The sequence below is a fragment of the Stutzerimonas sp. genome (assembly GCF_982611455.1).
In genome coordinates this window covers 39278-62108 of the sequence record NZ_CEXBBO010000029.1, presented here as the reverse complement: position 1 = coordinate 62108, position 22831 = coordinate 39278, and the positions used below count along the sequence as shown (strand labels likewise).

General features: G+C 62.4%; 18 protein-coding genes. 11 read left to right on the top strand and 7 right to left on the bottom strand.

Annotation, left to right across the window (positions count from 1 at the left end; all coding sequences use genetic code 11):
- From mmsA to AC2LD7_RS16640, 6 genes are all read left to right on the top strand, one after another.
- Positions 1-1054, top strand: a 1054-nt coding sequence (gene mmsA / locus AC2LD7_RS16665) for a CoA-acylating methylmalonate-semialdehyde dehydrogenase (RefSeq protein ID WP_484598842.1), incomplete at its 5' end; no start/stop codon positions are given.
- A gap of 79 nt (positions 1055-1133) precedes the next feature.
- Entirely contained in the window at positions 1134-2024 is an 891-nt protein-coding gene (gene mmsB / locus AC2LD7_RS16660; RefSeq protein WP_484598841.1) for a 3-hydroxyisobutyrate dehydrogenase, read from the top strand.
- Between the two features lie 2 nt (positions 2025-2026).
- Positions 2027-3082 carry an enoyl-CoA hydratase/isomerase family protein gene (locus AC2LD7_RS16655; protein ID WP_484598840.1) on the top strand — a complete coding sequence of 352 codons (1056 nt, stop codon included), beginning with the start codon at positions 2027-2029 and terminating at the stop codon, positions 3080-3082.
- Between the two features lie 15 nt (positions 3083-3097).
- Positions 3098-4249, top strand: coding sequence for an acyl-CoA dehydrogenase family protein (locus tag AC2LD7_RS16650; RefSeq protein WP_484598839.1), 1152 nt, complete (start codon positions 3098-3100; stop codon positions 4247-4249).
- Positions 4250-4407: 158 nt separating this feature from the next.
- Entirely contained in the window at positions 4408-6051 is a 1644-nt protein-coding gene (locus tag AC2LD7_RS16645; protein ID WP_484598838.1) for a long-chain fatty acid--CoA ligase, read from the top strand.
- Positions 6052-6283: 232 nt separating this feature from the next.
- The gene (locus AC2LD7_RS16640; protein WP_484598837.1) at positions 6284-7360 is read left to right on the top strand and encodes a CaiB/BaiF CoA transferase family protein; all 1077 of its coding nucleotides are present in this window, start codon (positions 6284-6286) and stop codon (positions 7358-7360) included.
- A gap of 175 nt (positions 7361-7535) precedes the next feature.
- Here the strand turns inward: AC2LD7_RS16640 and AC2LD7_RS16635 are convergent, their stop codons facing one another.
- From AC2LD7_RS16635 to AC2LD7_RS16615, 5 genes are all read right to left on the bottom strand, one after another.
- Entirely contained in the window at positions 7536-8669 is a 1134-nt protein-coding gene (locus AC2LD7_RS16635) for an acyl-CoA dehydrogenase (protein WP_484598836.1), read from the bottom strand.
- Between the two features lie 9 nt (positions 8670-8678).
- Positions 8679-9866, bottom strand: coding sequence for an acetyl-CoA C-acyltransferase (locus AC2LD7_RS16630; protein ID WP_484598835.1), 1188 nt, complete (start codon positions 9864-9866; stop codon positions 8679-8681).
- Positions 9867-9879: 13 nt separating this feature from the next.
- The gene (locus AC2LD7_RS16625) at positions 9880-10647 is read right to left on the bottom strand and encodes an SDR family NAD(P)-dependent oxidoreductase (protein ID WP_484598834.1); all 768 of its coding nucleotides are present in this window, start codon (positions 10645-10647) and stop codon (positions 9880-9882) included.
- A 404-nt stretch (positions 10648-11051) separates the two neighbouring features.
- Complete coding sequence (locus tag AC2LD7_RS16620) at positions 11052-12077, bottom strand: AraC family transcriptional regulator (RefSeq protein WP_484598833.1); 1026 nt, start codon at positions 12075-12077, stop codon at positions 11052-11054.
- Positions 12074-12964, bottom strand: a complete 891-nt coding sequence (locus tag AC2LD7_RS16615) for a LysR family transcriptional regulator (protein WP_484598832.1) — start codon at positions 12962-12964, stop codon at positions 12074-12076. The genes AC2LD7_RS16620 and AC2LD7_RS16615 overlap by 4 nt, the downstream gene beginning before the upstream one ends.
- 178 nt (positions 12965-13142) lie before the next feature.
- Here AC2LD7_RS16615 and AC2LD7_RS16610 point away from each other — a divergent pair, with 178 nt between their 5' ends.
- The gene (locus tag AC2LD7_RS16610; protein ID WP_484598831.1) at positions 13143-13919 is read left to right on the top strand and encodes an enoyl-CoA hydratase; all 777 of its coding nucleotides are present in this window, start codon (positions 13143-13145) and stop codon (positions 13917-13919) included.
- A gap of 82 nt (positions 13920-14001) precedes the next feature.
- On the opposite strand, the gene AC2LD7_RS16605 is transcribed toward AC2LD7_RS16610, so the two are convergent.
- A complete protein-coding gene (locus AC2LD7_RS16605; RefSeq protein WP_484598830.1) occupies positions 14002-14598 on the bottom strand; it encodes a peroxidase-related enzyme in 597 nt (198 codons plus the stop codon).
- A 58-nt stretch (positions 14599-14656) separates the two neighbouring features.
- Complete coding sequence (locus AC2LD7_RS16600; RefSeq protein ID WP_484598829.1) at positions 14657-16333, bottom strand: AMP-binding protein; 1677 nt, start codon at positions 16331-16333, stop codon at positions 14657-14659.
- Positions 16334-16562: 229 nt separating this feature from the next.
- Between AC2LD7_RS16600 and AC2LD7_RS16595 the strand changes: the two genes are divergently transcribed.
- The 4 genes from AC2LD7_RS16595 (at position 16563) to AC2LD7_RS16580 (ending at position 22726) form a co-directional block, all read left to right on the top strand.
- Positions 16563-17726 carry an isovaleryl-CoA dehydrogenase gene (locus AC2LD7_RS16595; RefSeq protein WP_484598828.1) on the top strand — a complete coding sequence of 388 codons (1164 nt, stop codon included), beginning with the start codon at positions 16563-16565 and terminating at the stop codon, positions 17724-17726.
- A gap of 86 nt (positions 17727-17812) precedes the next feature.
- Positions 17813-19420: a carboxyl transferase domain-containing protein gene (locus AC2LD7_RS16590; protein ID WP_484596990.1), complete on the top strand. Its 1608-nt coding sequence runs from the start codon at positions 17813-17815 to the stop codon at positions 19418-19420.
- A gap of 95 nt (positions 19421-19515) precedes the next feature.
- Complete coding sequence (locus tag AC2LD7_RS16585) at positions 19516-20319, top strand: gamma-carboxygeranoyl-CoA hydratase (protein ID WP_484598827.1); 804 nt, start codon at positions 19516-19518, stop codon at positions 20317-20319.
- Between the two features lie 505 nt (positions 20320-20824).
- Positions 20825-22726 (top strand): acetyl/propionyl/methylcrotonyl-CoA carboxylase subunit alpha, encoded by a 1902-nt coding sequence (locus AC2LD7_RS16580; protein ID WP_484598826.1) that lies wholly within the window; start codon positions 20825-20827, stop codon positions 22724-22726.
- Positions 22727-22831: the final 105 nt, after the last annotated feature.

Below are 22831 nucleotides of genomic sequence, written 5' to 3'. Positions count from 1 at the left end.
CCCGTTCAACTTCCCGGCGATGATTCCGCTGTGGATGTTCCCGATGGCCATCGCCACCGGCAATACCTTCGTGCTCAAGCCGTCCGAGCAGGACCCGATGGTGACCATGCGTCTGGCCGAACTCGCCATGGAAGCCGGTGTGCCGCCGGGCGTGCTCAACGTCATTCATGGCGGTGCCGATGCGGTGAACATGATTTGCGACCACCCGGACATCAAGGCCGTTTCCTTCGTCGGCTCGACCAAGGTCGGTACCCATGTCTACAACCGCGCCACCGCCAACGGTAAGCGGGCGCAGTGCATGATGGGCGCCAAGAACCACGGCATCATCATGCCCGACGCACACAAGGAGCAGACGCTCAACAATCTGGTCGGTGCCGCCTTTGGTGCGGCGGGTCAGCGCTGTATGGCGCTGTCGGTGCTGATCCTGGTGGGCGAAGCGCAAAGCTGGCTGCCGGATCTGGTCGCCAAGGCGAAAACATTGAAGGTGAATGCCGGTGCCGAAGGCGGCACGGACGTTGGCCCGGTAGTTTCCTGCGCGGCGCTTGACCGCATCAGCTCGCTGATCGAGCGCGGCATTTCCGAGGGCGCGGAGCTCGCGCTCGATGGCCGTAACCCTCAGGTCGCTGGCTACGACAAAGGCAATTTCGTCGCGCCGACGATTTTCTCCGGCGTCACCCCCGAGATGAGCATCTATCGCGAAGAGATTTTCGGCCCTGTGCTTTGCGTGATGCAGGTTGACAGCCTCGATGAAGCCATCGAACTGATCAACGCCAACCCCAACGGCAACGGCACCGCCCTTTTCACCCGCTCCGGCGCGGCTGCGCGGCATTTCCAGGAAGAGATCGACGTCGGCCAGGTAGGCATCAACGTGCCGATTCCGGTGCCGGTTCCAATGTTTTCCTTCACCGGCTCGCGTGCCTCGAAGCTTGGCGACCTCGGCCCATATGGCAAACAGGTGGTGCAGTTCTACACTCAGACCAAGACCGTCATCCAGCGTTGGTTCGATGAAAACGAAGTGGGCGGGCCGGTGAACACCACCATCAATCTCAAGTAACGCAATAGGCGGCGGCGCAACCAGCGCCGCCCTTTGGCCACCAACGACAGTCGACACTAAAAACAAGAAGGAAAAGGCCATGCAAATCGGTTTTCTCGGACTTGGCAACATGGGCGGGCCCATGGCCCGCAACCTGCTCAAGGCCGGCCATCAAGTCAGCGTCTTCGATCTTTCCGCCGCGGCGGTTTCCGGATTGGTCGAAGCCGGCGCGAAGGAAGTCACCTCGCCCGCTGCGGTCGCACAGGCGGGCGTCGAGGTCATCATCACCATGCTGCCCGCCGCCGCGCATGTGCGTCAGGTCTATCTTGGCGAGGACGGCTTGCTGGCCCACGTACCGGCCGGTGTATTGCTGATCGACTGCTCCACCATCGACCCGATGAGCGCACGCGAAGTCGCCGCAGCGGCCGCCAACAATGGCAACCCCATGATCGACGCGCCGGTTTCCGGCGGCACCGTTGGCGCCGCAGCGGGAACCCTGACCTTCATGGTCGGTGGCAGCGAGGCGGACTTTCAACAGGCTCAGCCGATCCTCGCAACGATGGGTAAAAACATCGTCCATTGCGGCGGCACCGGTAACGGCCAAGTGGCGAAGGTCGCCAACAATATGCTGCTGGGCATCTCCATGATCGGTGCCGCCGAAGCGATGTCGTTGGGCGTCGCGCTGGGGATGGATGCGAAGGTTCTGGCTGGCGTGATCAACTCTTCCAGCGGGCGCTGCTGGAGTTCCGAAATCTACAACCCTATCCCAGGCGTGGTCGAAAACAGCCCGGCCTCGCGCGGCTACAGCGGCGGTTTCGGCACTGATCTGATGCTCAAGGATCTCGGCCTTGCCAGCGAAGCGGCCAAACAGGTGCGTCAGCCGGTGATTCTCGGCGGCATCGCACAGCAGCTCTACCAAGCGTTCAGCATGCAAGGACACGGTGCGCTGGATTTCTCGGCGATCATCAAACTCTACCGCCAGGAGGATTGAGCATGACCCAGGCAGAAGCGCCGGTGCTGATCGAAGTTCGCAACCGCGTCGGTTACCTCACGCTCAATCGCCCAGCCGGGTTGAATGCCCTGACGCTGCCCATGGTGCGCACGCTCCATCGCCAACTTCAGGATTGGGCTGACGATCAGGACGTGGTCGCCGTGGTCCTGCGCGCCGCCGGCGAAAAAGCCTTCTGTGCCGGCGGCGATATCCGCTCGCTGTACGACAGCTACCAGAACGGCGAAGACCTGCACCGCGTCTTCTTCGAAGAAGAATACGCACTGGATCAGTACATCCACGCCTACAGCAAACCGCTGCTGGCGCTGATGAACGGTTTCGTTCTTGGGGGCGGCATGGGCCTGGTCCAGGGTGCCTCGCTGCGAGTGATTTCCGAACGCACACGCATGGGCATGCCGGAAGTCGGTATCGGCTATTTCCCGGACGTCGGCGGCAGTTACTTCCTGCCGCGCCTGCCCGGCAATCTCGGCATCTATATGGGCATGACGGGCAATCACATCGGTTCGGCCGATGCGCTCTATGCCGGGCTTGCCGATTATTGCGTGCCGCATGAGCGCTTTGCAGAACTGGAGCAGCGCCTCGATGAACAGGACTGGAGCACGGCGCCCCGTGCAGAACTCACCACACTGGTCGCTTCCATGGGCAGCACCGAGCTGCCTGACGCGCCGTTCAAGGCACTCTTCCCCGCCATCGAAAAACATTTTGCTGGCACCAGCATTGCCGCCATCCGCGAATCCCTGGCTGGTGAAACCCGCGCCGAATACCGCGACTGGGCCGCCGAGACGCTGAAGCTGATCGACAGCCGCTCGCCGCTGTCCATCAGTGTCACCCTGGAAATGCTCCGCCGCGGCCGCGAGCTTTCTCTCGCCGAGTGCTTTCGCATGGAGCTGCATCTGGACCGCCAATGGTTCGACAAGGGCGACATTATCGAAGGCGTGCGCGCACTGATCGTCGACAAGGACAAGAACCCGCGCTGGAACCCGCCTACGCTCAATGAAGTGACGCCAGAGCGAGTGGCCGCTTTCTTCGCCGGCGTCTGACCCAAGGGACTTCCCATGCAAGACATCGAACTAACTGAAGAACAGCGCATGATCCGCGATACGGCGCGCGACTTCGCCCGCGCCGAGATTGCCCCCAAAGCTCAATCCTGGGAACAGGCCGGCTGGATCGGCGACGAGACCGTGGCGCAATTGGGCGACCTCGGCCTGCTCGGCATGATCGTGCCCGAACAATGGGGCGGCACCTACATCGATTACGTCGCCTACGCACTGGCGGTCGAAGAAATCTCCGCTGGCGATGGTGCCATCGGCGCGCTGATGAGCATTCACAGCTCGGTGGGCTGCGGTCCTATCCTCAAATATGGAACACCGGAACAGCAAGACGCATGGCTACCGGATCTCGCCTCCGGACGCGCCATTGGCTGCTTCGCACTGACCGAACCCCAGGCCGGCTCCGAAGCACATAACCTGCGCACCCGCGCCATGCTGGAAAACGGCGAATGGGTCATCAATGGCGCCAAGCAATTCGTCAGCAACGGCAAGCGCGCCAAGATCGCCATCGTCTTCGCGGTCACCGATCCGGACCTGGGTAAGAAAGGGCTGTCGGCGTTTCTGGTGCCCACCGACAATCCTGGCTTCGTCGTCGACCGCCTGGAAAGCAAGATGGGCATCCGCGCCTCGGATACCTGCGGCGTGACTCTGCGCGACTGCCGAATCCCCGAAGCCAACCTGCTCGGCCCGCGCGGCAAGGGGTTGGCGATCGCCCTGTCGAATCTCGAAGGCGGCCGTATCGGCATCGGTGCCCAGGCGCTCGGTATCGCCCGCGCGGCTTTCGAAGCAGCGCTGGGTTATGCCCGTGAACGCATTCAATTCGACAAGCCGATCATCGAGCATCAGAGCTTGGCCAACATGTTGGCCGACATGCATACCCGGCTCAACGCCGCGCGCCTGCTGATCCTGCATGCCGCACGCCTGCGCAGCGCCAACCTGCCCTGCCTGTCCGAGGCGTCCCAGGCCAAGCTGTTTGCCTCGGAAATGGCCGAATACGTCTGTTCCAAAGCCATGCAGATCCATGGCGGCTACGGCTATCTCGAGGATTATCCGGTCGAGCGTTATTACCGTGACGCGCGGATCACCCAGATTTACGAAGGCTCCAGCGAAATTCAGCGGCTGCTGATCGCCCGCGAGCTGAACAACTACGGTTTGTGATCGAACGGAGGAATCGCCAGCAAGAACTAGTCCTCGCTGGCGATCAAAGCCGGCGCAACGCAGGGCCCAGCTAGACGAAACACCTCGAAGCAGTATTCCGAGCGGCGGATGTGGGTGAGCGCGGCCGACATCAAGACAACAATAAGAAGGATACGAAGATGCTCCAAGGCACGATGCAACAGACCCCACTGATGATCAGCGGCATCCTGACCCATGCGGCCATGGCCCACGGCGACCGTGAGATCGTCTCGCGACTGGTCGACGAACCTCAATGGCGCTACGACTACGCAGGCCTGGCGAGGCGCGCGGGCCAGGCAGCCTCGATGCTGCGCAGCCTTGGCGTGCAGCCGGGCGATCTGGTGTCATCAATGGCCTGGAACACCCATCGGCATTTCGAACTGTTTTTCGCTGTTCCCGGCATCGGTGCCGTCTTGCACACTGCCAACCCTCGCCTGTCCGACGAACAAATCATCTACACGCTCAACCACGCCGGCAGCGGCGTGCTGCTGTTCGATCGCAGCTTTCTTGCCGTGGTCGAGCGTGTGCGGCCCCGGCTGGAACACGTTCGCACCTTCATCATGTTGTCCGATGCCCAACGCACTGAGCCGGGCGATATCGGTGCACTGAGCTACGAAACGCTGATCGCCGATGAGCAACCCATCACCGACTGGCCGCAGTTCGACGAAAACGCCGGCGCCATGCTCTGCTACACCTCTGGCACCACCGGCAACCCGAAGGGCGTGGTCTACAGTCACCGTTCCGTCGTCTTGCATGCCATGGCGGCGGGGCTTACCGGCGCGTTCGGCTTCTCTGCTTTCGATTGCATCATGCCTTGCGCCTCGCTCTACCATGCCACGGCCTGGGGCGTGCCCTTCACCGCCGCCATCAACGGCTGCAAGTTCGTCCTGCCCTGCGACAAGATGGACGGTGCCAGTCTGCAGGAGCTGATCCAGACCGAGGGTGTGACCTTCTCCGGTGGCGTACCGACCATCTGGACCATGTACCTCAACTATCTTGAGCGCACCGGCGAAGGCACCGGCGAGCTCAAGTGTTTGGTGATTGCCGGCTCGGCCGTGCCCAGGGCGCTGGCCGAGAAATTCGAGACCCGTTATGGCGTCAGCGTCCGCCAATTGTGGGGCATGACCGAAACCAGCCCACTCGGCGTGGTCGCCACTCCAACGCCCAAGCTTGTAGCCATGGGCGAGGCAACCACCAACGAGACCATCTGGACCCGCCAGGGCCGCCTGCAATTCGGCATCGAGCTGAAGATCGTCGACGAAGCGGGCAATGAACTACCGCATGACGGGACCGCCTCCGGCGCGCTGCTGGTTCGCGGCCCCTGGACCGTCGAGCGCTACTTCCGCAGCGAAACCACTGCGCTGGATGAGGACGGCTGGTTCGACACCGGCGACATCGCCACCCTCGACCCCAACGGATACATGCGCATCACCGACCGCAGCAAGGACGTGATCAAGTCCGGCGGTGAATGGATCAGCTCCATCGATATCGAAAACGTCGCGGTGGGCTGCCCAGGGGTGCGCATCGCCGCGGTGGTCGGCGTGACGCACGAGAAATGGGAAGAACGCCCGGTCCTCATCATCGAAGCGCATGACGACACCGAACTGACCACCGAGGCGGTGCTCGCCTATCTCGAACCACAGATCGTCAAATGGTGGATGCCCGACGCGGTGATTTTCGACAGCGTACCCCTTACCGCCACCGGCAAAATCGACAAGAAAACCCTGCGCGACCGCTATCGCAGCCATTTGATGGATATGACCACGAGCGCAGCGAGCATATAGCCGATGTCCCGCTGATCGTAGGATGGGGCGAGCCGCGCAGGTGCAACCCATCAGCGCGACTCGCAGCGACTGGAGCGCCCCGTATGTTCGGGTCGGGTTTCACCATCCTACGGAGCGGTGTGTCGGCGATACACGAGGTAAGTGAAACCCATCGGAAATCCGTATTCTATTCGCCGGCGGTTCCGGCTCAACGCGCGGCATACGCGCTGCGCCCGCTACGCTAGGAGCTACCATGCCAACCGAAAATACCCAACGCCGCCAGGGCCCGCTGGTTGGCCTGCGCGTGCTGGAGTTCACCAGCATCGGCCCCGGCCCGCATTGCGCGATGCTCCTGGCTGATCTGGGCGCCGAGGTGCTGCGCATCGATCGTGACGGCGGCAATGGCTGGCCCAACCCGGTGGCCGATCGCGGACGCAGGCGGCTGACACTGGATATCCGAAGCGATGCCGGGCGTGAGCGCTGTCTGGCCTTGGCTGAAGATGCCGATGTGCTGATCGAAGGCTTTCGCCCCGGCGTGATGGAGCGCCTGGGCCTCGGGCCGGAGCAGGTTCAGGCGCGCAATCCAAAGCTGGTCTATGGGCGCATGACTGGCTGGGGCCAGACCGGGCCACTGGCCAAAAGCGCCGGACATGACATCAACTATCTGGCGATTACCGGCGCACTGGCGGCAATTGGCGACCGCGAAGGCCCGGCGATTCCACCGCTCAATCTGGTCGGCGACTTCGGTGGTGGTTCGCTGTATCTGGCGTTCGGCATCATGGCTGCGCTATGGGAACGAGAACGTTCAGGCAAGGGCCAAGTAGTCGACGCGGCCATCGTCGATGGCGTGTCCTCGATGATGAGTTTCTTTGCGGGACTCCTGCCCAGCGGGGCAATTTCACTTGAGCGCGACCGTAACCTGTTGTCCGGTGCCGCTCCGCATTACCGTTGCTACACCTGTGCCGATGGCCGCGACATCTCCGTCGGACCGTTGGAGCCGCAATTCTTCGCTGAGCTGATGCGGCGGATCGATGCGCCTGAATCGTTGCGCCAAGGCTGCAACGACCCAGCCCTCTGGCAAGATCAGAGCGAACGGCTCGCCGCGCTGTTCGCCAGCCGGACCCAGGCCGAATGGTGCGCCCTGCTCGAAGGCACTGATGCCTGCTTCGCACCCGTACTCACCCTTGAAGAAGCCGCACAGCATCCACATATGCAGGAACGCTGCGTTTATCGGGACATCGACGGCGCCCTGCACGCCGCACCGGCCCCGCGCTTCTCGCGGACGCCGGGAGCGATCAAAGACTCGGAAGAAGCTGAGGGCTGGGATTGAGCTGGAAACCGATTTTATAGAGGTCACGTGACCTCGGTGTGGGCATGCTGGTCTGCCCTCAATAAGCGCTGCAGGACAACTAGGTAGGGTGGGCTTCAGCCCACCGCAGCGGAGTGCGGCGGACGTATTTGGTGGGCTGAACCCAATCGGCGCTGCCACTAAACGAACTGAGGCCTTATTCGCCCAAATTCCGCGCAATCACCAGCCGCTGAATATCGCTCGTGCCTTCATAAATCTGGCAGACCCGCACGTCGCGGTAGATGCGCTCCACCGGGAAATCCTGGAGATAGCCGTAACCACCCAGCGTCTGGATGGCCGCCGAGCAGACTTTCTCGGCCATCTCGGAGGCGAACAGCTTGGCCATGGAGGCTTCGACCAGCGCGGGCTGGCCTGCCTCGCGCAGCGCGGCGGCGTGCAGCACCATTTGCCGGGCGACGGCGATCTGGGTCGCCATGTCGGCCAACCGAAATGCGACGGCCTGATGCTCACTGATCGCCTTACCGAACGCCTCGCGCTCACGGGCATAGTCGCGGGCGGCCTCGAATGCCGCGCGCGCCATGCCGACCGCTTGAGCGGCGATGCCGATGCGACCGCCTTCCAGGTTCGCCAGAGCGATGCGATAGCCCTCGCCCTCCTCGCCCAAGCGCTGGGATTCGTGCACGCGCATGTCTTCGAACGCCAGCTGGCAGGTGTCGGACGCGTGCTGCCCGAGCTTGTCCTCAATGCGCACCACCTGATACCCGGGCGTGTCGGTGGGCACGATAAAGGCGCTGATGCCGCGCTTGCCGGCGTCCGGTTCGGTCACGGCGAAGACGATCACCGTGCCGGCGTGCTGGCCCGATGTGATGAACTGCTTGGCGCCGTTGATCACGTAGCCATCGCCGTCACGCCGGGCGCGGGTGCGCAGACTGCTGGCGTCGGAGCCCGCGTGCGGTTCGGTCAGGGCGAAGGCGCCAATCTGCGCACCGCTGGCCAGGGGCGTCAGGTAGCGCTGCTTCTGCTCCTCGTTGCCAAATCGCAGAATCGGCACGCAGCCCACCGAGTTATGCACGCTCATGATGGTCGAGCAGGCACCGTCGCCGGCGGCAATTTCTTCCAGCGCCAACGCATAGGCGATGTAGCCGGTCTCGCTGCCGCCCCACTGTTCCGGGCAAAGCATGCCGAAGAAGCCAAGCTCGGCCATTTCACCGATCGCCTCGGCCGGGTAGCGATGTTCGCGGTCCCAGTCGGCAGCGAAGGGTTTCAGGCGTTCCTGAGCGAACTGCCGGGCCATGTCGCGGATGCTGGTTTGATCGTCATTGAGCAGCATGGCAAATCCTCAATCGAGCAGTTCGACAGCCATGGCGGTCGCTTCGCCACCACCGATGCAGATGGCCGCGATGCCCTTGCGCAGGCCACGGTCGCGCAGTGCGGCGATCAGGGTCACGAGTATCCGTGCCCCGGACGCGCCGATTGGATGGCCCAACGCGCAAGCGCCACCGTTGACGTTGACCTTGGCGTGATCGAGCCCCAGCTCGCGCACGGTGACCATGCTGACCACGGCGAATGCCTCGTTTATCTCGAACAGATCCACCTCGTCGAGACGCCAACCGGTACGTTCCAGCAATTTGTGAATGGCGCCGATGGGCGCGGTCGGAAACAGATTGGGTGCATCGGCGAACACCGCGTGGCCGTGGATTACTGCCTGTGGCTTCAAGCCCCGGCGCTCGGCTTCGGAGCGGCGCGTCAGCACCAATGCAGCCGCACCGTCGGAGATCGAACTTGAATTGGCCGCGGTCACGGTGCCGCCTTCACAAAACGCCGGTTTGAGCGACGGAATCTTTTCCGGCATCGCCTTGGGCGGCTGTTCGTCGTCACGGATGCTGCGCTGCTCGCGGCCTTGAGTGACCTCCAACGGGACGATCTCGCTGGCGAAGCGGCCGCTAGCGATCGCATCGCGGGCGCGCTGCAGTGATGTCAGCGCGTAGGCGTCCTGTTCTTCGCGAGTGAAGCCATGATTCTGCGCGCAGTCTTCGGCGAAGGTGCCCATTAGCCGGCCCTTGTCGTACGCATCCTCGAGGCCGTCGAGGAACATGTGGTCGAGCACCTTGCCGTGGCCCATGCGGTAACCGCTGCGGGCCTTTTCTAGCAGGTAGGGCGCGTTGGACATGCTCTCCATGCCGCCCGCAACGATCAGGTCCGCACTGCCCGCGCGCAACGCATCGTGCGCGAGGATGGCGGCCTGCATGCCAGAGCCGCACATTTTGTTCAGCGTGGTGGAGGCGGTCGCCTGGCCCAACCCGGCGCCAAGTGCCGCCTGACGCGCCGGCGCCTGGCCGAGACCGGCCGGGAGCACGCAGCCCATCAGCACTTCCTGTATCTGTTCGGCAGCAACTCCACTGCGCTCGACCGCCGCGCGAATCGCAGCCGCGCCCAGCTCCGGCGCGCTGAGGCTTTTCAGATCGCCCTGAAAGCCGCCCATGGGCGTACGCGCACTGCCCAGAATCACGATTGGATCGTTGTTCATCACCTATCTCCCGTTATTTCGCGGCCATGCGCAGGGCGCCGTCGAGGCGGATCACCTCGCCGTTGAGCATGTCGTTCTCGACGATATGGCGGACCAGCGCTGCATATTCTTTCGCTCGGCCCAGACGCGGCGGGAACGGCACACCGGCCGCCAGCGAGTCGCGCACTTCCTGGGTCATAGCGGCCATCATCGGCGTCTCGAACACGCCAGGAGCGATGGTCATCACACGGATGCCGTAACGCGCCAGTTCACGCGCCGCGGGAAGCGTCATAGCGACCACGCCGCCCTTGGATGCGGCGTAAGCGGCCTGGCCGATCTGCCCGTCGTAGGCCGCGATGGACGCGGTGTTGATGATCACGCCGCGATTGCCCTGGGCGTCCGGCTCAGTCTTGGCAATGGCTTCAGCGGCCAGGCGCAACATGTTGAAACTGCCGATCAGGTTGAGATTAATGACTCGGCTGAAGCTCTCCAGCCCGTGCGGGCCTTGGCGACCGAGAATCTTTTCACCGCTGGCGACGCCAGCGCAGTTGACCAGCCCGTGCAGGCCGCCGAAATGTTCGACCGCCGCATTCACAGCCGCCTGCGCCGCGGCTTCGTCACACACATTGGTGATCACAGCGTGAGCGCTGGCGCCTAGCGCATCGCTACGCTCGTTCAACAGCTCGGCATTGATGTCGGCCAACACCACTTTGGCACCGGCAGCGACCAGCGCTTCTGCAGCTGCCGCACCCAGCCCGGAGGCGCCTCCGGTGATCAGGAAAACCTTGTCTTGAATGTTCACGACTCGACCTCGTAGTGATGGTTCGGATCAGGCAGACGCGCGTTGCTTGATCACCCTGACCTCATCTTCAACAGACCAAAAGCCTCCGGCAATAGTCGTTGCACGCAATCGCGATGACTGTTTTGGCCAAATCGTCCCAACGGCGCGGCGTCGGCGTCTTGTTTAGCTTAGCCTCGTTCCCCTCACCCCAACCCTCTCCCAAAGGGGCGAGGGAGCCGGTAGCCGGACGTGTCGGGCGGTGCCTGGCGGAGCACGGTGGTGGTCGTCTTGTCGGAGACGAACGTGGATGAGTGCTACCAGATTCACTTCCGATGACATCGCATATCTGGCTCAGGCCGGGCCCGTGGTTTATCACCTATGCGAGCAAACACGGCGCTCCTCGCTTCGACGGCAATACGCCTGGCCTATTCATCGGCATGAAGAATCAGCCCACGGTACTGGCCCGGATTGGTCCCGGTCCACTTGCGAAATGCCTTGTAAAACGAGCTCACATCAGCAAAACCCAGGCGCTCGGCGATTTCCGCATAACTGATGTTCGGGTCAGCCAGCCACAGCGTGGCCATTTCCTCGCGCACCAGATCTTTTATCGTCTGGTATGGCAACCCGGTGTCGGCCAGGCGCCGGCGAAGAGTCGAGGGCGAGATGCACAGTTGCTGCGCCAAGGCTTCGCTGGTCGGCCATTGCTCGGCAGGCAGAGCGCGCAACTGTGCCTTGATGCGGCTGCCAAGGCTGGTGTTGTCGCGGTATTTGACGAGGATGTTTGCCGGCGCCTGGGCGAGAAAGTCATGCAGCTCCTGCTCGCTGCGCCGCACCGGTAGAGCGAGCACTTCGGCCGCGAAAATGATCCGGGTGCTGGGCCTGGCGAAGCGCAGGTTGTCGGAGAACATCACCCGGTAATCGTCGGTATATGCCGGCTCTTCGCAACGCAATTCGACGGCCAGCAGCGGGATGCGTCGACCGGCCAGCCAGCAGGCAAGTCCGTGCAGCAGCATCCAGAAAGTGAAGTAGCCAAACGCCCGAAGTGCCGGCCCGCCCACCGGCTCTTGCAGGGTGATTTCCGCCAGGCTCTCGCTGCGATGAAGCTTGCCGTTGAACCCCTCGAATGTCAGCCCGAAGAAATCCAGCGCGACGCGCAGCGCACTGTCGAGGGTCGGCTGCGCCATCGCCGCGCGACAGACGAACGCGAAGCTGCCGGCACGCATCCGACGTGAGTCCATGCCAAAGAACTCGTCGTCGAAATGCCGCGCCAATCGACGCCAGAGCTTGCTGTATTCGTCCACATCGATGCGCGCGTCGGCATCTTCCATGTCGATCGGCGCAAGCCCAAGGTTATCCAGCAAGCTGTCGGCCGGCAGCGCCGATGTGCTGAAGGCCAGCAGCGCCTCTTTCACCAACCGCACGGAAATGGTGCCTTTGCCATCACGAATCATGCGCGACCCATCATCTGGTCGTGACTGTGAGCCGCCACTTCCCGCAAGAAATCCCAGCAGACGCGCATCCGCGCCAGATCTTTGTTTTCCACCGGCATCAACATCCAGAAGGTGCGGGTGAATTCGATTTCGTCTACGAGCACCTCCCTGAGCAAGGGCTCCTTGCGCGCGGAAAACGCCGGCAGAATCGCCAGGCCGGCGCCGCCCGCCACGGCTTCCTGCTGCGCAAGGATGCTTGTGCTGCGCAGCGAGTGCTGGCGCGGCCGTACGATTTCGTCGAGAAAGTACAGCTCCTTGCTGTACAGCAGATCTTCGATATAGCTGACGAATACGTGGTCGCTCAGGTCTTCGCGGCTGCGAATCGGTGGATGGGCCGCCAAGTAGGATTCCGAAGCGTACAACCGCAACACATAGTCGGTCAGTTTGGTAATCACGTAGGGGCCGCGCTCGGGGCGCTCCAGGGTGACGACGATATCCGCTTCGTGACGCGCCAGCCGCACCGAGCGCGGCACCGCGAGCAGGTCCACGCCCAGATGCGGATAGTCTCGCGTCAGGCTGGCCAACTGGCCGGCCAGCATGACCGTGCCGTAGCCTTCGGTGGCGCCGATGCGCACCTGGCCCGATAGCTTGTCGGCGGTAAGGCTCGGCTGCTCGATGGAGGTGATCGCGCTTTCCATCGCCTCGGCCTGAGCGAGTAGATCACGCCCCGCCTCGGACAGGCGATATCCCGCCTTGGCGCGGATGAACAACTGGCGATCCAGCGCCTTTTCCAGCGCCTGGACGCGTCGTGCAACGGTCGTGTGATCGACGCCCAGACGCCGCGCGGCGATGGTCAGCTTGCCCGCACGGGACAGTTCGAGAAAAAAACGCAGGTTGTCCCAATCCACTGCAGACTCCAGATCCGTCGAGGTCAGCACGCCCGCCCGCGGCCCACTGTGCAAAAACACAGAATACCTCTGCATTTCGCACCATGGGTTTACTATTTTTACGCTGCTAGGCTCGTTTATTGAACCCTGTTTCGCCGCACTACATTCGCAATCATTTCAACAAGAAGAAGGAATCGACATGAGCCAGAAGATCCAGCTCGAAATGCGCGGCCATACCGCCCTGCTGACCATAGCCAATCCGCCGGCCAATACGTGGGACCGCGAATCACTGGGGGCGCTGGAACAGATGATCGGCCAACTCAACGGCGACGCGAATGTCTATGCACTGGTCATCACCGGTCAGGGCGAAAAGTTCTTTTCCGCCGGTGCCGATCTCAAGCAATTCGCCAGCGGCGACAAGGTTGCAGCTCGCGAAGTGTCCGAGCTGTTCGGCCGCGCCTTTGATGCGCTGAGCCGTTTCCGCGGTGTTTCCATCGCCGCTATCAACGGCTACGCCATGGGTGGCGGCCTGGAATGTGCGCTGGCTTGCGATATCCGCATCGCCGAGGAGCAGGCGCAGATGGCGTTGCCGGAAGCCAGCGTCGGCCTGTTGCCCTGTGCTGGCGGTACGCAAAATCTGCCATGGCTGGTGGGCGAAGGCTGGGCCAAGCGGATGATCCTCTGCGGCGAGCGCATCAACGCGCAGCGCGCCGAGAAGATCGGCCTGGTCGAGGAAGTGGTGCCGCACGGCCAATCTCTGGAAGCTGCGCTTAAGCTCGCCGAAGGCGTCAGCGCACAAAGCCCCTCCTCCGTCAGCCGCTCCAAGCGCTTGGTGATGAATGCCCGCAGCGGTAGCCATGCAGAAGGCTGGGCTGGCGAGCGCGATCTGTTCGTCGAGCTGTTCGATACCCAAGACCAGAAGGAAGGCGTTAACGCCTTCCTGGAAAAACGCAGCGCCAAATGGCAGAACGCCTGACTCACAGACAAGCCATGCTTTCGAGCTCGCCCACGATTTCGCCTGGTTCGGGGTCACCATGCCGCCCAGCAAACGCTCATTGCTATTTAGTGGTGGCGTCCCTGGGCACACGGCCCAGCAAATAGAACTCGTCGTTGGGCGGCGTGCGCGCCATCGACACCAGGCGATTGGAAAGTCCGAACAACGCAGTGATGGCGCCAATGTCCCAGATGTCGTCAGAGGTGAAGCCGGCCTCTTCCAGACGGCCTTGCCAAGCGTCATCAAGCACGCCGCGCTGCGCCCCGATATGCAGGGCGAAATCGAGCATCACCTGTTGACGTGCACTCAATGGCGCGGTGCGGTAGTTGACCGCGAGCTGGTCGGCCAGCAGCGGACTCTTGGCCAGGATTCGCAGAATCGCGCCATGGGCGACCACGCAATACAGACAGCCATGATCGGCGCTGACTGCCACGACAATCATTTCCTTCTCGGCCTTGGTCAGGCTGTCGGACTCTCGCTCCATGAGCGCATCGTGATAGCTGAAAAACGCCCGAAACTCATCGGGCCGATGAGCCAGCATCAGGAAAACGTTGGGGACGAAACCTGCTTTTTCCTGTACCGCCAGAATGCGTTCACGTACATCGTCCGGCAGCGAATCCAGGTGCTCGACAAGCGGAAAACGACTGATGGCTTGGGTCATGAGATGCTCCGTACTCTTCAAGAAAAGCGGTGTGGTCGGGCGTAATCGGCAATTGCCTCTACTCGGCGAGGCCGAGGTCAGCGATGCTCACTTCCCGCATACGGAATTTCTGCACCTTGCCGCTGATGGTCATGGGGAAGTCGTCGACGAACTTGATATGCCGCGGTGCCTTGAAGTGCGCGATCCGCCCCTTGCAGAAATCACGCAGGTCATCGGCGCTGACCTCATGCCCCGGATGCAGCTTGACCCAGGCAACGATTTCCTCGCCGTAGGTCTTGTCCGGCACCCCAATCACCTGCACATCTGCCACCCCGGGATGGGTGAAGAGAAACTCCTCGATCTCGCGCGGGTACACGTTCTCGCCGCCACGAATGATCATGTCTTTATTGCGTCCGACGATCTTGAGATAACCCTCGTCATCCATGATCGCCAGGTCGCCAGTGTGCATCCAGCGCGCGGCGTCGATGGCGCCTGCCGTCGCCTCCGGGTTGTTCCAATAGCCGAGCATGACGCTGTAGCCACGGGTGCAGAGTTCGCCGATCTGTCCGCGCGGGACGATGCGATTGTGCTCGTCGACAACCTTGCTCTCCAGGTGCGGCTGGGTGCGTCCCACGCTGGTGACACGACGCTCCAGATCGTCGTCGGCTGCGGTCTGGGTCGAGACCGGGCTGGTCTCGGTTATGCCATAGGCGATCTGCATTTCATTCAGGTGCATGTCGTCGATGACACGCTTCATCACTTCGATCGGGCAAGTGGAACCGGCCATGATCCCGGTGCGCAGATGGCTCAGGTCCAGCGACTGGCGTTCCGGATGGTCGAGCATGGCGATGAACATGGTCGGCACACCGTACATGCCAGTGGCTTTTTCTTCGGCTGCGGCCTGCAGCGCGGCAAGCGGCTCGAAGGCGGCACTCGGATAAATCATCGTGGTGCCATGGGTCACGCAGCCGAGGTTACCCATGACCATGCCGAAGCAGTGATACAGCGGCACCGGAATCACCAGCCGGTCATGCTCGGTGAGCTTCAGGCTTTCACCAACCATGTAGCCGTTGTTGAGGATGTTGTAGTGACTGAGGGTGGCGCCTTTGGGGAACCCCGTGGTGCCCGAGGTGTACTGAATATTGATCGGGTCGTCGAACTGCAGCTGTTCGCCATATTGACGCAGCTGTTCAGGGCCTACACGTTCGGCCATGTCCAACAGACTGCGCCACAGCAGCATGCCGTCCACTGGTTGGTCGCATAGGCTGATCACGCCGCGCAGGTCCGGCAGCGTCTGGCTTTGCAAAGCACCCATGGTGGAGCGCCTGAGCTCCGGCAGCAGTTCATGGAGCATCGCATGATAATCGGAGGTCTTGAACGCATCGGCGCAGATCAGCCAGCGGCAGCCGGATTGCTTGAGTGCGTATTCGAGTTCGTTGAGACGATAGGCCGGATTGATGTTCACCAGCACCACGCCGATCTTGGCGGTCGCGAACTGCGCGATACACCACTGCGCATTGTTCGGCGACCAAATGCCCAGTCGCTCGCCAGGCTGAAGACCGAGCGCCAACAAGCTGCGTGCACAGCGATCCACTTCTCCAGCCAGCTGCGCCCAGGTGTAGCGCAGGTTCTGGTGACGCACGATCAAGGCCTCACGGTCGGAGAACCGTTCGACCGTCCGATCGAACGCCGCACCGATGGTCATCGCCAACAGAGGCTTGGTCTGCGGTCCGCAGGTGTAGCTCGGAAGACTCATGTCGAATTCCTCAGTCTCATGTTTGTTATGAGGCCTTGGGGCCCGTCGTGCTGGAGTTGACAGCCATTCCGGGCATTGTTACGTTAACGTAAAGGTAATCACGCAACAACCCACCGCACCCCACGCCAAAAACTAGTGTCGAAAGGTGCTAAGAGCAGGGCCAAACGTCAGGTGAAATCAGCCTCACGGCGCGCGGCACCAAACAACTACAAGACAAGCAGGTGGCGACATGAACTACTCCGGCCTCAACTTTGCCCTCGGTGAAACCGTCGACATGCTGCGCGATCAGGTACGCGGTTTCGTTGCCGATGAAGTGGCGCCCCGCGCCGAAGCCATCGACCGCGACAACCTCTTCCCCAGCGACATGTGGCGCAAATTCGGCGACATGGGCCTGCTCGGTATCACGATAGACGAGGAATACGGCGGCGCTGGGATGGGGTACCTGGCACACGTCATCGCGCTCGAGGAAATCAGCCGCGGCTCGGCCTCGGTGGGCCTGTCCTACGGCGCGCACTCCAACCTCTGCGTCAATCAGATCAACCGCAACGGTACACAGGAGCAGAAGGCGAAATACCTGCCGAAGCTCGTCTCCGGTGAGCATGTCGGCGCGCTGGCGATGAGCGAGCCAAACGCCGGCTCCGATGTGGTTTCGATGAAACTGCGCGCTGATCGCCAGGGCGACCGCTTCGTGCTCAACGGCAGTAAGACCTGGATCACCAACGGCCCGGACGCCAACACCTACGTGATCTACGCCAAGACCGACCTGGACAAGGGCGCGCACGGCATCACCGCCTTTATCGTCGAGCGCGACTGGAAGGGGTTCTCGCGCGGCAACAAGTTCGACAAGCTCGGCATGCGCGGCTCCAACACCTGCGAGCTGTTCTTCGATGACGTCGAGGTGCCGGAAGAGAACGTGCTGGGCGTCGAGAATGGCGGCGTCAAGGTGTTGATGAGCGGCCTGGATTACGAACGCGTGGTGCTTGCCGGCGGTCCGGTCGGGATCATGCAGGCCTGCCTCGACGTGGTGGTGCCTTACATCCACGACCGCAAGCAGTTCGGCCAGAGCATCGGCGAGTTCCAGTTCATCCAGGGCAAGGTCGCCGACATGTACACCCAGCTCAACGCCAGCCGCGCCTATCTCTACACTGTCGCACAAGCCTGCGACCGCGGCGAAACCACCCGCAAGGATGCCGCCGGCGTGATCCTCTACACCGCCGAAGCCGCGACCCAGATGGCGCTCCAGGCGATCCAGATCCTCGGTGGCAACGGTTACATCAACGAGTTCTCCACCGGCCGCTTGTTGCGCGACGCCAAGCTCTACGAGATCGGCGCCGGTACCAGCGAGATTCGCCGCATGTTGATTGGGCGCGAGCTGTTCAACGAAACCAAATAAAAGCGGCTGCAGGCTGCAGGCTGCAAGCTACAGGCGAACTGCCTGCAGCCTGCAACCTGAGGCCTGTAGCCAGGACGGAGTCCGTCATGGCTATCCTGCATACCCAAATCAACACCCGCTCGCCTGAGTTCGCCGCGAACCGTGGAGCAATGCTCGCCCAAGTCGAGGACCTTCGCGCCCTGCTCGGTCGTGTCCATGAAGGCGGTGGCGAGAAGGCGCAGCTGCGCCACACCTCGCGCGGCAAGCTCCTGCCGCGCGAACGCATCAACCGCTTGCTCGATGCTGGCTCGCCGTTTCTCGAGGTCAGCCAACTGGCTGCCCATGAGGTTTACGGCGAAGAGGTCCCAGCGGCCGGGTTGGTCGCCGGCATCGGCCGGGTCGAAGGCGTCGAGTGCATGATCATCGCCAACGACGCGACGGTAAAAGGCGGCAGCTACTATCCGCTCACCGTGAAAAAGCATCTGCGCGCGCAGACCATCGCGCAGCAGAATCGCCTGCCATGCATCTATCTGGTGGATTCCGGCGGCGCCAACCTGCCGCGTCAGGACGAGGTATTCCCCGACCGCGAGCACTTCGGCCGCATTTTCTTCAACCAGGCCAACATGAGCGCCATGGGCATTCCGCAGATTGCCGTGGTGATGGGTTCCTGCACCGCGGGCGGCGCCTACGTGCCGGCGATGGCGGACGAAGCCATCATGGTGCGCAATCAAGCGACCATTTTTCTCGCCGGCCCTCCATTGGTCAAAGCCGCCACCGGTGAAGTGGTGACGGCCGAAGACCTGGGCGGTGCCGATGTGCATTGCAAGACCTCCGGCGTGGCCGACCACTACGCCGAAAATGATGAGCACGCCCTTTCGCTGGCTCGCCGCAGCATCGCCAACCTCAACTGGCGCAAGCGTGGTGAAGTGAACAGTCGCGCACCGATTGCGCCGTTGTTCGATGGCGAGGAGTTGTATGGCGTCATCCCCGCCGATGCCAAGCAGCCGTTCGACGTACGCGAGGTAATTGCTCGCCTCGTCGACGGTTCGGTGCTCGACGAATTCAAGGCGCTGTACGGCAGCACGCTGGTCTGCGGCTTCGCGCATATACAGGGCTATCCCATCGCGATTCTGGCCAACAACGGCATCCTGTTCGCTGAGTCCGCGCAGAAGGGCGCGCACTTCATCGAGCTGGCCTGTCAGCGCGGCATCCCGCTGCTGTTCCTGCAGAACATCACAGGCTTCATGGTCGGGCAGAAATACGAGGCCGGCGGCATCGCCAAGCATGGCGCCAAGCTGGTGACCGCGGTGGCCTGCGCCAAGGTGCCCAAGTTTACGGTGATCATCGGGGGCAGCTTTGGTGCGGGCAACTACGGCATGTGCGGCCGCGCCTATGACCCGCGTTTCTTGTGGATGTGGCCCAACGCGCGGATTGGCGTGATGGGAGCGCAACAGGCCGCCGGCGTGCTGGCTCAGGTCAAGCGCGAACAGGCTGAGCGTAGCGGGCAGACGTTTTCGGCCGAAGAGGAAGCCCAGCTCAAACAACCGATTCTTGAGCAGTACGAGCATCAGGGCCATCCGTATTATTCCAGCGCGCGGCTGTGGGATGACGGCGTGATTGATCCCGCGCAAACCCGTGATGTGTTAGGCCTGGCGCTATCGGCATCCCTCAATGCGCCCATCGAGCCGACCCGCTTTGGCGTGTTCCGGATGTAAAGAAAAGCCGACAACGGCGCTGGAGGCTGGAGGCTCGACGTCCAGCTTTCAGCCTTAAGCCAAGGGCCGTAGGCCTTCGTTTGCAGGAACAATTTATGAGCACGTCCAACTTTCAAACTATCGAACTTGAGTATTCCGCCAAGGGTTTCGCCACGCTATGGCTCAACCGTCCGGAAAAGAACAACGCCTTCAATGCCGAGATGATTCGCGAGCTGGTGCTCGCCATCGATCAAATCCAGGCAGATAAGAAGTTACGCTTTCTGCTGCTACGCGGTCGCGGCAGGCATTTCTCGGCAGGCGCCGACATTGCCTGGATGCAGCAGTCCGCCAAGCTGGACTTCGACGCCAACCTCACCGATGCCCGTGAGCTGGCGGAGCTGATGTACAGCCTCTACCACCTCAAACTGCCAACCCTGGCGGTGGTTCAAGGCGCGGCATTCGGCGGTGCGCTCGGGTTGATTGCCTGCTGCGACATGGCCATCGGAACGGCTGATGCCCAGCTGTCGCTGTCGGAAGTGCGTATTGGCCTCGCTCCGGCGGTGATCAGCCCCTTTGTGGTCAAGGCCATCGGTGAGCGAGCCACGCGCCGCTACGCCATGACTGGCGAGCGCTTCAGTGGCGAGCGTGCGCGCGAGCTCGGTTTGTTGTCCGAGACCTATGCGGCAGATTCGCTGGACGACAGCCTAAGTGGCTGGATCGATAACCTGTTACTCAACAGCCCGCAAGCCATGCGCGCCAGCAAGGACCTGCTGCGCGAAGCCAGCAGCGGCTCACTGAGTCCGGCGCTGCGCCGTTACACCGAAAACACCATCGCGCGTATCCGGGTCAGTCCCGAAGGGCAGGAAGGGCTGAACGCCTTTCTGGAAAAGCGCAAACCGGCATGGTCGGGGAATGCTTGATGTCCGGGTTCGTCTGGAGTGCCGCCCCCTCTCCCCAGCCCTCTTCCCGCGGGGGCGAGGGGGTTGGTTTGTGCAGCATTTGGGCTAGGACGCCGGCCCGTGGCGACGGCAACGACGTCAGCGCGGCGCTGCTACAACGAAAGCGCCATTACGCGCATCCGCGTCAGCTCCGAAGAGTAGGACGGGTTGAACGCCTTTCTGGAAAAGCGCAAACCAGCATGGTCGGGGGATGTTTGATGTCCGGGTTCGTCTGGAGCGCCATCCCCTCTCCCCAGCCCTCTCCCCACGGGGGCGAGGGAGTTGTTTCGTGCAGCGTTTGGGCTGCAGCACCAGCCCTCAACACCGATACGCCCATCGGCAGAACCCGCTTTTGGACATTAACCAGACGCGCTAGTAACCGTCAAACCACACCATTGCCCCGCCCCACTCCGTTATCCCCTCGCCCCTTTGGGGAGAGGGCTAGGGTGAGGGGAAAAGTCTTCAAGGCCACGCAGGAGCCACAACAATGATAACCACCCTCCTGGTCGCCAATCGCGGCGAGATCGCCTGCCGCGTAATGCGCACCGCCAAGGCCATGGGCCTAACCACCGTTGCCGTGCACAGCGCCATCGACCGTGACGCACGGCATACCCGCGAGGCCGACATCCGCATCGACCTCGGCGGCGCCAAGCCGGCCGAAAGCTACCTGCTGATCGACAAACTGATCGCTGCCGCCAAGGCCAGCGGCGCCCAGGCGATTCACCCCGGTTACGGCTTTCTCTCCGAAAACGCCGATTTCGCCCGCGCCATCGAAGATGCCGGGCTGATATTCCTCGGCCCTCCCGCCTCGGCCATCGACGCGATGGGCAGCAAGTCCGCCGCCAAAGCATTGATGGAAAAAGCCGGCGTGCCACTGGTACCTGGCTATCACGGCGAAGCGCAGGATGTGGAAACCTTCCGCGTTGCCGCTGAAAAGATCGGTTATCCCGTGCTGCTCAAGGCCACCGCGGGCGGCGGCGGTAAGGGCATGAAAGTCGTTGAGCGCGAAGCCGATCTGGCCGAAGCGCTGCAATCGGCCCAGCGCGAGGCGCAATCCTCGTTCGGTGACTCGCGGATGCTGGTCGAGAAGTACGTGCTCAAACCACGCCACGTAGAAATTCAGGTGTTCGCCGATCAGCACGGCAACTGCCTGTACCTCAATGAACGCGATTGCTCGATCCAGCGCCGCCATCAGAAGGTCGTCGAAGAGGCGCCTGCACCGGGCCTGTCTCCCGAACTGCGCCGCGCCATGGGCGAAGCGGCGGTCAAGGCCGCGCAGGCCATCGGTTACGTCGGTGCAGGCACGGTGGAGTTTCTGCTCGATGCGCGTGGCGAGTTCTTCTTTATGGAAATGAACACCCGCCTTCAGGTCGAGCACCCGGTGACCGAAGCCATCACCGGCCTCGATCTGGTGGCCTGGCAGATCCGTGTCGCCCGTGGCGAACCGCTGCCGATCACTCAGGATCAGGTTCCGCTCAACGGCCACGCCATCGAGGTGCGGCTGTATGCCGAAGACCCGGATAATGACTTCCTGCCCGCCACCGGCACCCTTGATCTGTACCGCGAATCCGCCCCCGGCCCGGGCCGTCGTGTCGACAGCGGTGTGGCCGAAGGCGATACGGTTTCACCCTTCTACGATCCGATGCTCGGCAAGCTGATCGCCTGGGGCGAGAACCGCGAGGAAGCGCGCCTGCGACTGCTGACTATGCTCGATGAAACCTACGTCGGCGGCGTGCGGACCAACTTGGCTTTTCTGCGGCGCGTAATTGGCCACCCTGCTTTTGCCGACGCGGAACTGGACACCGGTTTCATTCCGCGTCATGAAGCGGAGCTGATGCGCAAACCTGGCGAATTGGCCGATGAATTCTGGCAACTGGCCGGCGAGCTCTTCGTGCAGACCGAGCCGGCCAAGGTCCGTGAAGACGATCTCCACTCACCATGGGCAAAGCGCGATGGCCTGCGCTTCGGATTACCGGCGCAAACCAGTGTGCATCTGATGTGCAATGGCGAGAGCCGTCAGGTACGCGTGAGCAGTCGCGCCGCAACCGAGATCACGCATCTTCCAAAAGCCATCCGCCAGGGCTGCACGCTCTATCTGGAATGGAATGGCGAGCTGCACGCCGTAACCGCGTTCGACCCCATCGCTGAAGTCGAGGCCTGCCACCAGCACCAGGGCGGCCTGACCGCGCCCATGAACGGCAGCATCGTTCGGGTGCTGGTCGAGGCCGGGCAAAGCGTCGAGGCCGGCGCCACGCTCATCGTGCTCGAAGCGATGAAGATGGAGCACAGCATCCGTGCGCAACAGGCAGGCGTGGTCAAAGGTCTGTTTTATGCCGAAGGCGATATGGTCAGCGAAGGTGCGGTATTGCTGGAGCTGGAAGACGCCTGACGCAGGATGGAAAACGGCGTGATGCGGAATGTTTTGCATGGCATTGGTGGGCTTCAGCCCACCAGGCACGATAGAAAAGATCTCAGGACTGACATTAACCCAGGT

What these genes read in the sequence shown, in the direction of transcription:
- mmsB (WP_484598841.1), top strand. Translation starts at nt 1,134, where the DNA reads ATGCAAATCGGTTTTCTCGGACTTGGCAACATGGGCGGGCCCATGGCC.
- AC2LD7_RS16655 (WP_484598840.1), top strand. Translation starts at nt 2,027, where the DNA reads ATGACCCAGGCAGAAGCGCCGGTGCTGATCGAAGTTCGCAACCGCGTC.
- AC2LD7_RS16650 (WP_484598839.1), top strand. Translation starts at nt 3,098, where the DNA reads ATGCAAGACATCGAACTAACTGAAGAACAGCGCATGATCCGCGATACG.
- AC2LD7_RS16645 (WP_484598838.1), top strand. Translation starts at nt 4,408, where the DNA reads ATGCTCCAAGGCACGATGCAACAGACCCCACTGATGATCAGCGGCATC.
- AC2LD7_RS16640 (WP_484598837.1), top strand. Translation starts at nt 6,284, where the DNA reads ATGCCAACCGAAAATACCCAACGCCGCCAGGGCCCGCTGGTTGGCCTG.
- AC2LD7_RS16635 (WP_484598836.1), bottom strand. Translation starts at nt 8,669, where the DNA reads ATGCTGCTCAATGACGATCAAACCAGCATCCGCGACATGGCCCGGCAG.
- AC2LD7_RS16630 (WP_484598835.1), bottom strand. Translation starts at nt 9,866, where the DNA reads ATGAACAACGATCCAATCGTGATTCTGGGCAGTGCGCGTACGCCCATG.
- AC2LD7_RS16620 (WP_484598833.1), bottom strand. Translation starts at nt 12,077, where the DNA reads ATGATTCGTGATGGCAAAGGCACCATTTCCGTGCGGTTGGTGAAAGAG.
- AC2LD7_RS16610 (WP_484598831.1), top strand. Translation starts at nt 13,143, where the DNA reads ATGAGCCAGAAGATCCAGCTCGAAATGCGCGGCCATACCGCCCTGCTG.
- AC2LD7_RS16605 (WP_484598830.1), bottom strand. Translation starts at nt 14,598, where the DNA reads ATGACCCAAGCCATCAGTCGTTTTCCGCTTGTCGAGCACCTGGATTCG.
- AC2LD7_RS16600 (WP_484598829.1), bottom strand. Translation starts at nt 16,333, where the DNA reads ATGAGTCTTCCGAGCTACACCTGCGGACCGCAGACCAAGCCTCTGTTG.
- AC2LD7_RS16595 (WP_484598828.1), top strand. Translation starts at nt 16,563, where the DNA reads ATGAACTACTCCGGCCTCAACTTTGCCCTCGGTGAAACCGTCGACATG.
- AC2LD7_RS16590 (WP_484596990.1), top strand. Translation starts at nt 17,813, where the DNA reads ATGGCTATCCTGCATACCCAAATCAACACCCGCTCGCCTGAGTTCGCC.
- AC2LD7_RS16585 (WP_484598827.1), top strand. Translation starts at nt 19,516, where the DNA reads ATGAGCACGTCCAACTTTCAAACTATCGAACTTGAGTATTCCGCCAAG.
- AC2LD7_RS16580 (WP_484598826.1), top strand. Translation starts at nt 20,825, where the DNA reads ATGATAACCACCCTCCTGGTCGCCAATCGCGGCGAGATCGCCTGCCGC.